Here is a 13,065-nt window from a genome sequence, read left to right on the forward strand (position 1 = left end):
GATGATAGACTCTTATATCTACATAATAGATGACCTGATATTCTTCTGTACAGGGCTTTTGCTGCTATACCTCTTTGTGATGGCCGTAGCTTCACATTGCAAACATATCACTTACCCTAAAGCTCAAAAAGCATATCGTTGCGCCATTCTCGTTCCAGAAGGAAGCCTTCTTCCATATATATATAAAGAAGAATCATATGAGTTTATCACATACAGCGATCTGCATCAGACAATCCACAGTTTAGACCCAGAGCACTACGATCTGGTTCTCTTTCTATCCCATACAGCATCTGCTTTATCTCCGCAATTTCTGGACAAAATATACAATGCATACGATGCTGGTATACAAGCCGTCCAGCTACATACGGTGATAGAAAACCACAAAGGTTTCCGTAATCACTTCTGTGCCATACGTGAAGAAATAAAAAACAGCCTTTGCAGAGCCGGTAATACACAATTCGGACTATCATCCTATTTGCTTGGAACCAACATGGTAATCGATCTGAAATGGCTGCAAAAGAACATGAAAAGTTCCAAAACCAATATTGAGCGAAAGTTATTCCGACAGAATATATACATTGACTACCTACCGGACGTAATTGTTTACTGCCAATCCGCTCCGGTCTGCCCTTATCGGAAACGTATCCGGAAAACGACTTCTTACTTACTCTCTTCCATATTTGAGGGAAACTGGAGTTTCTGCAACCGGATCGTACAACAATTGACACCTTCTCCACTTAAATTATGTATCTTCGTAAGCGTTTGGGCTTCGTTGATAACCGTATACAATTGGACCTTATCATTCGGATGGTGGATCGCACTCTTCGGTCTATTAATCACTTACAGCCTGGCAATCCCTGATTATCTGGTAGAAGACAAAAAGAAGAAAAAACATTCAATATGGAGAAAAAAACACTTAAACAACGAATTAAAGAAAACCCCGGCTTGAAACAGGCTGTGCATCGTTTCATCATGCATCCCGTTAAAACTCGCCCCAACTGGTGGATACGGCTCTTCGATTTCATATACCTGAAACGTGGAAAGGGTTCTGTCATCTACCGGAGTGTCCGCAAAGACCTCCCTCCTTTCAACCGGTTCTTCTTGGGAAAATATTCTGTTGTCGAAGATTTCTCCTGTCTGAACAATGCAGTTGGCGACTTAACAATCGGAGATTATACACGCATCGGATTAAGAAATACAATCATAGGTCCGGTTCATATCGGCAACCACGTCAATCTGGCACAGAATGTAACAGTCACAGGACTCAACCACAATTATCAGGATGCGGAAAAGATGATTGATGAACAAGGAGTCAGCACACTGCCTGTTATCATTGAAGATGATGTATGGGTAGGCGCCAACTCAGTCATTCTACCAGGAGTAACCTTAGGGAAACATTGCGTAGTCGCTGCCGGGAGCGTAGTCAGTCATTCTGTTCCACCTTATTCTATATGCGCCGGATGCCCTGCAAGAATCATAAAAGCATATGATTTCGAGACTAAAGAATGGAAAAAAGTAGAGAAAACACCTGCTACTAACTATAAATAGTGAGAACCACTACATAATATACCTCATAAAGGTGATTGTGACACATACTGAAACGCACTATCTTTGCAGTATCAGAATTGAATTAATTAGTCATAATTTTATTACGTAGCCACATTTAAGTAAAAAATGAAATAGAATCCTGCCGAAGCGATTTCGTCGGGATTTTGTTTTTATTCTCCCCCCTAACTACAAGACCCAATGAAAATATTCGTCGATAGCCCTTATTATGGCTCAGTTGTAATTCTTGGGGGATTAAGTTTAGTCAATTCCCTTCATGCATATACCTTTGCTAGCCTAAAAAGGAAGAAGCTCATATCCACTACTCCTCTAAATGATGCCCTAAATGCTTTGATTTTAGCATTAAATGCTTCCGCTGCTGCATTTGTACTCCTGTTCACAAAGAAGTTCAAAATCCTTTCATAATGGTTCTCAATAGAGTTTGCTACTGTTGTGAATGTATCGTATCCATATTCTTCAATCTTATTATACCATAGTGCCAGCTTTGCTCTTGCTACATCCTTGTCATAGTTTGTGGAAAAGATCTTTCCCAACTCCAATGAGTAGTAATATACATGCTTAATATCTTCAAACTGCTTGAAAAGTAATTCTGCCCTGATTTTCTGGCTCTTGGTCCATTTATCAGGTGATTTAAATAATAAATATCTGCTTCTGGCTAATAATTGCCTGAGTGTATCTCCGTTTTCGAGTTCTTCTGCTTTATGTACTTCCCCCTTCTCTTTTGCCGCTTTCATGGCTTTATTCTCCTCTTTTATCACTTGCCATCTATATGTAATACGCAATTCTTGTACAGCTTCGTATACAAGTTTTTGTACATGAAACCTATCAATCACCTGCATGGCACGTGGAAAGCACGTTTTCGCAATCTTTTGCATGCTCCCTGCCATATCCAGTGTAATTTCTTTGACTTGATTACGCAGCTCCTGTGGCATCTTTGTAAGTACCGCAATGATATCATCGGCTTTAGTGCCCTGAATTACAGCTATAATAGAACCTTTCCTACCTCGCTTATCTCTATTTATTAAGATGGTATAAAGATCTCCCTTGCTCAAAGCCGTTTCGTCAATACATAGGCGATAACCCATATTCTTTGGATAAAGGATATACTCTTGGGCATGTGCTCTCTGATCCCAATTCTGGAAGTCACTCAGGTGATCTTTATATTGGCTTTGAAGCTGTTTGCCATCCATACAGTAATGCTCTGCTACACTTTGGCAGCTAACGGCGTGATTATCTAAGTAATTCTTTTAAAAAAGCACCGAACTCAGCGGTTATGCGAGTACCGGTGGCTACCAAACTCCAGTCACGACTATATGTCTGCCCAGTGGATGGATCTTCCCAGCGACGACGCTTGATACGTAAATAAACGGCTTTACCACGGATAGGGAAGTCCTGAACTTCAATCTCAGGGAGGAAACCTTTTGAGTGAAGATGGAGATCAGAGTACTCAGCAGGAATAGTGGCTTTCTCCTCTAAATAAAGAATAAAGCAAGTATCCTGAGAAACATGATTGACTAGGGTAAAGTAATCAAGGATTCCTGAAGGCAAGAACAAGCTTAAAGAAGCAACAGGATCAATCGTTTGGGAAGAGGATGTTTTCATGATGCAAAAATAAGAATTTTAACGCAATCCCCCAAGGTTTCAGACTGAGCCCTTATTATATAGCTAAATAATACTTTCCATTCAACCCACTATGTTGCAACATACTTAAAGCTGTATACATAAAAAAAACGAGCTAATTCTTTTTATAGAATCACTCGCCACTACATCAGAAAAGCCAAAAGGCTTTTCCATAGTACCTCAAATTTCCTGAAAACTAATCTTCTTTTTACCTAAAAACCTCTTACCTATTGTTATCCTTTTACCTTCTATTAAAAACTTATCCTATTGAATAAACTAAAAAACTTTTAATACCTTAAAATGTCTAATCTAATACCTTTTTAATATTTTCTTTTACCTTTATAAACTAACAGCAATTTCTCAACTGCTTTGCAAAGGTACGAACATTTTTCGTGTGCGCAAACGGTTTTGTATTTTATAACACTTTCGCAGGCTATAAATCTTTCACATCATTCAACGTAACCAGCTTATTTACAATAGCATAAATAGTCAAACCGGCAGCACTATGTATTTGCAATTTTTTGCTAATATTCCTCCGGTGCGTGATAACGGTATGAATCGACAAGAACAGCTTTTCCGCTATTTCCTTATTCGTCATCCCCTTCACCACACAGATGACAATTTCTTTTTCCCGCTGACTGAGTGTATCCTGATTATCCATCTCTTCTTCTTCAGAAACAACATTCAATAAACCGGCTATTTTCTTGGAAAGAGTTTCCAAATCATCGAATATTGAAATAGACTCATCATACTTACCCAACAATGAAGCATCTACAAAAGAAGTAACCAGGGCTATTAAACGTATCCTTTTACCGGATATTTCCTCCCGGAATTTAGCGACATCAAAATAATCACCAAAAGCAGGATTGACAATCAACATCTCAGGACATTGCGTCCGGACACAATCGTGTAAAGCTTCAACAGACAGCAATTCTATCGGTTGCACTTTTACGTTGGAAAGACGCTTCAATGCAGCAGTCAATCCACCACGAATAATCACAGAAGTTTCTGCAATAGCAATTCGAACGACTTCGTTATTTTTCATTTTCCCTCATCCTCCTTTCCAAGTTCAGAATAGCAGGAACAAAAATATAATCCTCCACCTTGCAATGAGATTCCAGTCCGGCTTCGCAAGCATATATATCAAAAAGAGCCGCATTCAGAAGATTCTCATTTGCCTTGGCAGGACAATATTTTATAATGATATTTTTTAGTTCTGTCAACTTCTCCCCTACCTGATCGTGATGCTTGGAAAAGGTACTGATCTGGTAGTTTTTGGGAGCATTTCCCTTAATCAATGAATCGACATACTTAAAGACGGTTTTCTCTTCATAATCCATGTGCTTACGCACTTCCCGCGTATATTCATCAAAAAACTTGAGAATAAGAAAAGCGACATCGTCCTGCGAACAGTCGATTGCCTCGATCAGTTTACGACGAATAGCCGGAAGAGAAAAATCAAGAAAATAAATATGCGCCTGCCGCAGATAATCAATCAATGCAGGTATGGAAATATCATCTTTATCCCCATCAAGCCGGGAAAAGCCTTCGGCCATAAAGTTGACAACAATCAGAAAGGTCCGACAGTCCACTCCATTTAGTTCACAAACTTCTTTGACTGTTTTGTCACCAAATCCCAACGAAAGTCCAAAACGACTCATCACTTGCAACAAAGAATAATTATCGCTGATGAGATCGATCATCTTATCAGTTGGCTTGTATTTCTGTAAATTATCCATCATACCTATTATATATTAGAGATTGCAAAGAAACGGAATATTTTGCTGAAATACAATCATCATTTATAGGTATTTTATGCCCTCATTCGTTAGCAAATACTAATTATATGCTACTATTTTGTGGCACAACTTTAGGCAAGCTAGTCTTTTTTTAGTAATTTTGTCGCTATCTATTTGTAATTAGTAACTCGTAATTTTATATTTAATAAAATGGCAAACGAACTCGAACTGAAATACGGCTGCAACCCTAATCAAAAGCCTGCCCGTATCTTCATGAAAGAAGGAGAACTCCCCATCGAAGTATTGAATGGACGTCCCGGTTATATCAATCTGCTGGATGCGTTCAACAGTTGGCAATTAGTGAAAGAACTAAAAGAAGCTACCGGACTGCCGGCTGCCGCGTCTTTTAAACATGTCAGCCCTGCGGGTGCTGCCGTTGCGGTAGAAATGAGCGACACGCTGAAAAAGATTTATTTCGTAGATGACATGAAGCTGTCCCCATTGGCCACAGCATACGCACGTGCACGTGGCGCAGACCGTATGTCATCTTACGGAGATTTCATCGCATTGTCCGACACTTGCGACGAAGAAACAGCACGTATTATCAACCGTGAAGTGTCCGACGGCGTAATTGCCCCCGACTACACAACCGAAGCGCTGGAAATTCTGAAGAATAAAAGAAAAGGGACTTACAATGTAATAAAGATAGATCCCGCATACCGTCCGGCCCCTATCGAACACAAAGATGTATTCGGAGTAACTTTCGAACAAGGAAGAAATGAATTAAAAATTGATGAGAGTCTTTTGAAAGAGATGCCTACGCAAAACAAAGAAATCCCTGCTGATGCAAAACGTGACTTAATCATTGCCTTAATCACTTTAAAATATACGCAATCCAATTCGGTATGTTATGCCAAAGACGGACAGGCGATCGGTATTGGTGCAGGTCAACAGTCACGTATCCACTGCACGCGTCTGGCAGGAAACAAAGCGGATATCTGGTATTTACGCCAACATCCGAAAGTGATGAACTTGCCATGGATTGAGAAAATCCGTCGTGCAGATCGTGACAACACAATTGACGTTTACATCTCGGAGGATTATGACGATGTATTGGCAGACGGTGTTTGGCAACAGTTCTTCACAGAAAAGCCGGAAGTGCTGACACGTGAAGAAAAACGGGCATGGCTGGATACAATGACAGGCGTAGCTTTAGGATCAGACGCATTCTTCCCATTCGGAGATAATATAGAACGCGCACATAAGAGTGGCGTCAGCTACATTGCACAACCGGGTGGCTCCGTACGTGATGACCATGTGATTGAAACTTGCGACAAATACAATATGGCAATGGCATTTACAGGCATCCGCTTGTTCCACCATTAAAAAATATCGACTTTTTTTATTCCATACATCCCCATTTATAATGAGAAGGAAACAAATCTTCCATTATAAATGGGGATTTCCTATTTCTTCAAGACCCTCTATCTTTGCAGCGTTACATTAAAAACGAATCAAAGATGAATAAAATTGGTGTATTTTATGGTTCCACAACCGGAACAACAGAAGACCTTGCCCACCGAATTGCAGAAAAATTAGATGTACCCTCGGCACATGTATTTGATGTTTCCAAACTAACAGAGGCATTAGTCAATGAATATGACGTATTGGTGCTCGGCTCTTCTACCTGGGGAGCAGGCGAACTTCAGGACGACTGGTATGATGGAGTAAAAGTTTTAAAAAAATGCGATTTATCTCATAAGTCTGTAGCCCTGTTCGGTTGCGGCGACTCTGACTCGTATAGCGACACTTTCTGTGACGCAATAGGTATTCTTTATGAAGACTTGAAAGATACCCATTGTAAATTCTGTGGAGCAACAGACACTGCAGGCTACACATTCGACTCTTCTATCGCTGTTGTAGACGGCAAGTTTGTAGGGCTTCCGCTTGACGAAGTCAATGAAGACAATAAGACAGACGAACGTATCAGCGCATGGGTTGAACAAGTGAAACAAGAAATCAGCTAATTTTACCTTAACATAAAAAGAATACTTTGCATCATGGCAACTGAAAGAATCATCCCCGGCGAAATCCGGATTTTTCTTAATCACATTTATGAGTTTAAGAAAGGCGTACGCAACATGGTACTTTATACAATGAGTAAAGAGCACGAAGAATTTGCCATCCGCCGATTGAAAAATCAAAAGATCAGTTATATGATACAGGAAGTAGGCACCAATAAAATCAACCTGTTCTTTGGAAAGCCTGAATGTATGGAAGCCATGCGGCATATCATCATTCGCCCCTTAAATCAACTGACAGCCGAAGAAGACTTTATTTTGGGGGCCATGCTGGGATATGACCTCTGCCAGCAGTGCAAACGGTATTGCAGCAAAAAAGAAGGTATAAAGATGGCAGTTTAAGCAATAACCTTAGCATAAGTTTAGCTTTGTTTGTATGTAGTTTGTCTTGAGTCGGATCGTTTCTGAAAAGAGCAATTTCCTGATGGTAGATATATCCAAAAAGACTGGTTGTGAAGGAAACGATTCACTCAAATACAAACAAAAGCGATGATGAAATAAACAAGAAGGACAACTCTACACATTAACAACAGGCAAAGGTATATATCAGTAAAAATTACCACACTAATATATACCTTTGTCTTTTTTATTCTCTCAATACTTATCTTTCTTTTACTCTTTAGTCTCAAATTACCTACATATACTGAATTTAAGAAATAACTATGCCTAGTATTAGGTATTGCCACATTTTTTAACCTCATCTAACTTTGCAACCGATAAAATTATTAAAAAGATGAGAAAAATAACCGCAATCGTTATTCTATGTCTCCTGCCTTCTCTTTCAAATTCAGCACAGGAGACAAAAGAAATTTCCAAAAATAGTAATTCTTCTTCTACAGAAGATTATACTAAATTCCGTTTTGGTGGATATGGTGAAATGGTCGCTAATTTTAAAGATTATGGCATCAACCGTTTCTATGGAGGAAACGATGGTAATCCAAAGAAAAACAGGAATACCATTTCAATCCCCCGTTTCGTTTTAGCTTTTGATTATAAGTTTAATTCCAAATGGATACTCGGTGCAGAGATTGAGTTTGAATCCGGTGGAACAGGTACAGCTTTCGAATTAGAAAACACCGAAAACGGTGAATACGAAACCGAAGTTGAAAAAGGAGGAGAAGTGGCTATTGAGCAATTTCACATCACACGTTTGATTCATCGCTCCCTCAACGTGCGTGCCGGACATATTATTGTTCCGGTAGGACTGACCAACGCACACCATGAACCGATCAATTTCTTCGGAACTTCACGTCCGGAGGGTGAAACCACCCTTCTGCCCTCTACCTGGCATGAAAATGGTTTGGAAATCTTTGGTTCCTTTGGAAAAGGTTATGCCAGTTTTGACTACCAAGCTATGGTTGTAGCAGGTCTGAACCCTAACGGATTCGATCGCAATACATGGGTAGGCAGTGGTAAACAGGGAATTTTTGAAGAAGATAATTTCACTTCTCCCGCATATGTATTCCGCTTGGACTATAAAGGAGTTCCCGGCTTACGTGTAGGTGCCTCATTCTATTATTGCGCAGATGCAGGAGCCAATTCCGACAAGGAACAGACTTATTCAAGCTATGGAAAAATTCCGGTAAGAATCTTCACCGCAGATGCACAATATCGCAATAAATATGTAACGGCACGTGGTAATATTTTATATGGAAATTTAGGAAACTCTTTGGGAGTGAGCCAAGCAAATGTCAAGTTATCCAATAAATCACCGTACAGTCGTCTGGCACCGGTAGCTAAGAATGCTGTAAGCTATGCAGCAGAAGCCGGTATCAATATCCGCTCAGTCTTCGGAGGCAATAAAAAGATTCCGGTTATCTATCCATTTGCCCGCTATGAATACTACAATCCACAAGAAAAAGGAGAAAAAGGGCAAACGATGGAAAAACGCTGCCAAGTAAGTATGTGGACAGCGGGATTAAATTGGTATGCGTTGCCAAACTTAGTGATAAAAGCTGACTATGCCACCCGTCAGATTGGTACCAACAAAGTTTTTGGCGTTTCAAAAGCATATAACAGTGAAAACGAATTTTCCATTGGAATAGCCTATATAGGATGGTTTATCAAGAAATAACAAATAATCAATTATTTAATTTTTATATGATGAAAACAAAATTCTTTTATGTTGCAGCCCTCATATGGGGATTAGCATTTACAACTACTTCTTGTAGCAGTGACGATGACAACCCGACAGTAGATCCTGCTAACATCGATTACACTTCTGAAAACGCATCAAGCTGGCATAACTACATGAGAAATGTAGCAGCACTTTTAAAAACAGATGCAACCAATCTTTATAACGCATGGAACTCAAGTTATAAAGGAGGCGACAGTTATGCTTCTCTCTTTAAGGCTCATAACGGTTCTCCTTATGCAAGTGCATTGAGCTGTGTAGAAGAAATCGTAGATAAATGCGCGGAAATTGCCAACGAAGTCGGTACCGCCAAGATTGGTGATCCGTACAACTTATACAAAGCGGGAAATACAGAAGAAGCATTGTACGCTGTGGAATCCTGGTACAGCTGGCATTCACGTGATGATTATACAAACAACATTTACTCCATCCGGAATGCGTATTACGGTTCTTTAGACGGCAGTATAAATGCTAACTCTTTATCAACTGTAGTCGCCGGTGTTAATCCATCCTTAGATACTAATGTAAAGAATGCCATTCAAAAAGCGGCAAAAGCCATTCAGGATATTCCGCAACCTTTCCGTAATCATATACCCAGTAATGAAACAGTAGCAGCAATGGATGCTTGTGCCGAACTGGAAAGTATATTGAAGAATGACTTAAAATCTTATATTGCCAATAATGCCAACAACATCAATACCGACGCCGTACTGAATCCTGTGGTAATGCAATATGTAGATGCAGTAGTAGTACCTACCTATAAAAGCTTGAAAGAAAAGAACGATGCTCTCTACAATGCAGTAATAGCTCTTGCAGACAACCCGTCAAATAGCGCTTTCGATAAAGCCTGTGAAGCTTGGATCACCGCACGTGAGCCATGGGAAAAGAGCGAAGCCTTCTTGTTCGGTCCGGTAGACGAGATGGGACTTGATCCTAACATGGACAGCTGGCCTTTAGACCAGAATGCCATCGTGCAAATTCTGAATTCTCAAAGCTGGAGTGATCTTGAATGGAATGAAAATGATGATGAAGCCGCTGTTGAGTCGGCACAGAATGTACGCGGTTTCCACACATTAGAATTCCTTCTCTACAAAAACGGTGAACCACGTAAAGTACAATAAAGACTTATCTTAGCTAAGATATTATTGAGAAGTAAAGGTTGGAAGTCAATCATCCACCTTTACTTCTTTGGTATGTTTAAAACATATTATTGAAATAAAGTCAATAAACAATGAATCACTTTCTAAAATATTCATTCTCTATTTTTTGCCTGTTGGCATGCTCAGCCTGTGATGACGACGGAATTGGCGTATTGGATATCGAAATCCCGGAAGGCTATGCCCTGTCAGCCGGGACATCAACCATTTTCTTGAGTTCATCCGTTGCTTATGATACGCCTGCAGATTGGATAACAGGAGCATATGACGTACGCTTCACCCGAGGCGACAGGCTATATGACGATGTACGTACAAGCAACAACGGGCATGGTGGCGGTCTCGGACCTGTTTATGCCGGTTACTCGTGCGGCAGCTGCCACCGGAATGCAGGGCGCACTAAACCCTCTTTATGGACAGAGGGCGGATCGGGCAGCTATGGTTTCTCCTCCATGCTGGTTTACATATCCCGTAAGAACGGAGCTTTCTTTCAGGATTATGGCCGTGTGCTTCATGACCAGGCAATCTACGGAGTACAACCGGAAGGCAAACTATCCGTAGAATACACTTACGAAACATTTTCTTTCCCTGATGGAGAAGCCTACACGCTTTGCAAACCGCAGTATAGCATATCCGAATGGTATGCCGAAGAGATCAAACCGGAAGATTTGTTTTGCACCGTACGTATTCCATTACGTCACGTAGGTATGGGACAGATGATGGCATTAGATCCCATTGAAATTGAAGCACTCGCAGCAAAAAGCAATTATCCCGAATATGGAATCAGCGGACGATGTAATTACATCACCGAACGGGGAGTAAGATGTCTGGGATTGTCCGGCAACAAAGCCCAACATGCCGATTTAACGGTAGAGTTAGGATTCTCCAGTGATATGGGTGTTACCAACAGCCGCTATCCGGAAGAAATCTGCGAAGGACAAACGCAAGTCAACCAAGGCAGCATGATGGGACTTTCTTATGACCAGTTGGATGTCAGCACAGAAGAGATGGAAAATGTAGATCTCTATATGCAGAGTCTCGGCGTACCCGCCCGGCGTAATATAAACGATCCGCAAGTAATCAAAGGGGAACAAAACTTTTATAAAGCCAAATGTCATCTTTGTCATGTGACGACCCTGCATACCAAACCACGCGGTACTGTGTTATTAAACAATACCCAACTCCCGTGGCTGGGCGGTCAGACCATTCACCCTTATTCCGATTATCTGTTACACGACATGGGTTCGGAAATTATGGGAGTCGGCCTGAATGACAACTACGTAAGCGGCCTGGCACGTGGAAACGAATGGCGCACTACCCCTCTTTGGGGAATTGGCCTGCAAGAAAAGGTCAACGGGCATACTTATTTCCTACATGACGGCCGTGCCCGCAATCTGACAGAAGCTATCATGTGGCATGGCGGAGAAGGAGAAGCATCGAAGAACTTATTTAAAAACATGAGTAAAGAAGACCGCGATGCGCTGATCGCATTTTTAAATTCACTTTAAACTAAAAGTAGTATATACAAAGCAATTATGAAGAAATTTATAATCATTGCCATGCTGACTGCCATCATGCCTTTGGCTGCAATGGCGCAACATGAAGAAGATACAGAAAATGGTGTAGTATCATTGGCTGGAAGAGAAGGATTCACGATCGAAACCAAGAAGGGAGATTTCGTATTCAAACCCTATCTGCTCGTACAAACCAGTGCAAACTTCAATTGGTACGACGATGAAGGACTAGATAAGGCATATAATCAGGATAACATAGCCAACTCCGGTTTTTCCGTTCCTTACGCTGTACTCGGGTTCACCGGAAAGGCTTTCGATAAAATATCTTTCAACCTTTCCATCAATGCGGCAGCCAGCGGAGGCGCATTACTTCAACAGGCATGGTTTGATGTTCAGCTGAAAAAGCAATTTGCCATCCGGGTCGGTAAATTCAAGACTCCGTTCTCACATGCCTATCTGACAACACTGGGAGAAACATTGTTACCCAATTTACCAGTATCACTCACTGCTCCCGTTATCCTCCCCTACTCCTTGAATGCGGTAACACCTAACATTGGCACCGGATTCGATTTAGGGGTAGAGATTCACGGTTTAGTGGCTGACAAATTCGGGTATGAAATCGGTCTATTCAATGGTACGGGCGCTTCTGTCAACACCGCGACAAAGACATTCAGCGATGACTGGCACATTCCGTCTTTACTGTATGCCGGACGTTTCACTTATATGCCGAAGGGAGTGATGCCTGCCACACAGGGAAATCCGAACAGGCTGAATGAAGACAAAATTATGTTTGGTATTTCTACTTCTATTAATGTAGAAAGTGAAAATGAAAGTACCAATGATTATCGTGCGGGATTAGAGTTTGCAATGCTAAAAAACAAACTTTATCTGGGTGCTGAAGTTTATTATATGAATGTAGGTTTTACAAAAAGACAAAAGATTTCCGAGTCATATAATTACCTGGGCGGTTATGTACAAGGTGGTTATTTTATAGCTCCCCGCCTGCAGGCAGCCGCACGTTATGATTTCTTCAATCGTAACGGAATGGACACCAATGGTTTCCTGAATATGCCAGCCGTAGGCATGAACTATTTCTTCAAAAACTGCAACTTGAAGTTACAAGCTATGTACCAGTATATTGCCCGCAAAGGTCATGACACCCAACTCGATCGGGATAACGATGATTTAGGTTTGGCAGTACATTCGGCCAGTATTCTACTTCAATATACATTCTAAATAGCACAAGAAAGGATTTGT

General features: G+C 40.9%; 13 protein-coding genes. 9 read left to right on the plus strand and 4 right to left on the minus strand.

Features of this window, described 5'->3' with window-relative positions; translation table 11 throughout:
• The first annotated feature begins 1 nt into the window (after position 1).
• Both INE92_RS08955 and INE92_RS08960 read left to right on the plus strand, forming a co-directional pair.
• The gene (locus INE92_RS08955) at positions 2-949 is read left to right on the plus strand and encodes a glycosyltransferase family 2 protein (RefSeq protein WP_004316626.1); all 948 of its coding nucleotides are present in this window, start codon (positions 2-4) and stop codon (positions 947-949) included.
• On the plus strand, positions 901-1,548 hold the full coding sequence (locus INE92_RS08960) for an acyltransferase (protein ID WP_008640640.1): 648 nt from the start codon (positions 901-903) through the stop codon (positions 1,546-1,548). Before INE92_RS08955 ends, INE92_RS08960 begins: the two co-directional genes overlap by 49 nt.
• A gap of 272 nt (positions 1,549-1,820) precedes the next feature.
• On the opposite strand, the gene INE92_RS08965 is transcribed toward INE92_RS08960, so the two are convergent.
• The 4 genes from INE92_RS08965 to INE92_RS08980 form a co-directional block, all read right to left on the minus strand.
• On the minus strand, positions 1,821-2,756 hold the full coding sequence (locus tag INE92_RS08965) for an ISAon1 family transposase (RefSeq protein ID WP_007483769.1): 936 nt from the start codon (positions 2,754-2,756) through the stop codon (positions 1,821-1,823).
• Positions 2,757-2,796: 40 nt separating this feature from the next.
• Positions 2,797-3,168 (minus strand): ISAon1 family transposase N-terminal region protein, encoded by a 372-nt coding sequence (locus tag INE92_RS08970; RefSeq protein ID WP_008640050.1) that lies wholly within the window; start codon positions 3,166-3,168, stop codon positions 2,797-2,799.
• Between the two features lie 451 nt (positions 3,169-3,619).
• Positions 3,620-4,231: a helix-turn-helix transcriptional regulator gene (locus INE92_RS08975; RefSeq protein ID WP_008640641.1), complete on the minus strand. Its 612-nt coding sequence runs from the start codon at positions 4,229-4,231 to the stop codon at positions 3,620-3,622.
• Positions 4,221-4,925, minus strand: coding sequence for a hemerythrin domain-containing protein (locus INE92_RS08980; protein WP_032841758.1), 705 nt, complete (start codon positions 4,923-4,925; stop codon positions 4,221-4,223). Before INE92_RS08980 ends, INE92_RS08975 begins: the two co-directional genes overlap by 11 nt.
• Before the next feature lie 210 nt (positions 4,926-5,135).
• Here INE92_RS08980 and INE92_RS08985 point away from each other — a divergent pair, with 210 nt between their 5' ends.
• The 7 genes from INE92_RS08985 to INE92_RS09015 all read left to right on the plus strand — a co-directional run bounded on the left by INE92_RS08985 (position 5,136) and on the right by INE92_RS09015 (position 13,044).
• Positions 5,136-6,311, plus strand: a complete 1,176-nt coding sequence (locus INE92_RS08985) for a phosphoribosylaminoimidazolecarboxamide formyltransferase (RefSeq protein ID WP_008640643.1) — start codon at positions 5,136-5,138, stop codon at positions 6,309-6,311.
• A gap of 134 nt (positions 6,312-6,445) precedes the next feature.
• Positions 6,446-6,952 (plus strand): flavodoxin FldA, encoded by a 507-nt coding sequence (gene fldA, locus INE92_RS08990; RefSeq protein WP_008640644.1) that lies wholly within the window; start codon positions 6,446-6,448, stop codon positions 6,950-6,952.
• A 33-nt stretch (positions 6,953-6,985) separates the two neighbouring features.
• A complete protein-coding gene (locus tag INE92_RS08995) occupies positions 6,986-7,348 on the plus strand; it encodes a DUF2023 family protein (protein ID WP_008640645.1) in 363 nt (120 codons plus the stop codon).
• A 391-nt stretch (positions 7,349-7,739) separates the two neighbouring features.
• A complete protein-coding gene (locus tag INE92_RS09000) occupies positions 7,740-9,080 on the plus strand; it encodes a hypothetical protein (protein WP_015530947.1) in 1,341 nt (446 codons plus the stop codon).
• 26 nt (positions 9,081-9,106) lie between these two features.
• Positions 9,107-10,261, plus strand: a complete 1,155-nt coding sequence (locus INE92_RS09005; protein ID WP_008640647.1) for an imelysin family protein — start codon at positions 9,107-9,109, stop codon at positions 10,259-10,261.
• 110 nt (positions 10,262-10,371) lie between these two features.
• Complete coding sequence (locus tag INE92_RS09010; RefSeq protein ID WP_008640649.1) at positions 10,372-11,802, plus strand: di-heme oxidoredictase family protein; 1,431 nt, start codon at positions 10,372-10,374, stop codon at positions 11,800-11,802.
• Positions 11,803-11,829: 27 nt separating this feature from the next.
• Positions 11,830-13,044 carry a porin gene (locus INE92_RS09015; RefSeq protein ID WP_015530945.1) on the plus strand — a complete coding sequence of 405 codons (1,215 nt, stop codon included), beginning with the start codon at positions 11,830-11,832 and terminating at the stop codon, positions 13,042-13,044.
• The last annotated feature ends 21 nt before the right edge of the window (positions 13,045-13,065 follow it).

It is taken from the genome of Bacteroides xylanisolvens (genome assembly GCF_018289135.1).
GTDB classification, from domain to species: domain Bacteria; phylum Bacteroidota; class Bacteroidia; order Bacteroidales; family Bacteroidaceae; genus Bacteroides; species Bacteroides xylanisolvens.

Bases quoted from the DNA above. Each gene is read 5' to 3' on its own strand.
- INE92_RS08960 (WP_008640640.1), top strand. From the start codon at position 901: ATGGAGAAAAAAACACTTAAACAACGAATTAAAGAAAACCCCGGCTTG.
- INE92_RS08985 (WP_008640643.1), top strand. From the start codon at position 5,136: ATGGCAAACGAACTCGAACTGAAATACGGCTGCAACCCTAATCAAAAG.
- INE92_RS08955 (WP_004316626.1), top strand. From the start codon at position 2: ATGATAGACTCTTATATCTACATAATAGATGACCTGATATTCTTCTGT.
- INE92_RS09005 (WP_008640647.1), top strand. From the start codon at position 9,107: ATGATGAAAACAAAATTCTTTTATGTTGCAGCCCTCATATGGGGATTA.
- INE92_RS08975 (WP_008640641.1), bottom strand. From the start codon at position 4,231: ATGAAAAATAACGAAGTCGTTCGAATTGCTATTGCAGAAACTTCTGTG.
- fldA (WP_008640644.1), top strand. From the start codon at position 6,446: ATGAATAAAATTGGTGTATTTTATGGTTCCACAACCGGAACAACAGAA.
- INE92_RS09010 (WP_008640649.1), top strand. From the start codon at position 10,372: ATGAATCACTTTCTAAAATATTCATTCTCTATTTTTTGCCTGTTGGCA.
- INE92_RS09015 (WP_015530945.1), top strand. From the start codon at position 11,830: ATGAAGAAATTTATAATCATTGCCATGCTGACTGCCATCATGCCTTTG.
- INE92_RS08980 (WP_032841758.1), bottom strand. From the start codon at position 4,925: ATGGATAATTTACAGAAATACAAGCCAACTGATAAGATGATCGATCTC.
- INE92_RS09000 (WP_015530947.1), top strand. From the start codon at position 7,740: ATGAGAAAAATAACCGCAATCGTTATTCTATGTCTCCTGCCTTCTCTT.
- INE92_RS08970 (WP_008640050.1), bottom strand. From the start codon at position 3,168: ATGAAAACATCCTCTTCCCAAACGATTGATCCTGTTGCTTCTTTAAGC.
- INE92_RS08995 (WP_008640645.1), top strand. From the start codon at position 6,986: ATGGCAACTGAAAGAATCATCCCCGGCGAAATCCGGATTTTTCTTAAT.
- INE92_RS08965 (WP_007483769.1), bottom strand. From the start codon at position 2,756: ATGGATGGCAAACAGCTTCAAAGCCAATATAAAGATCACCTGAGTGAC.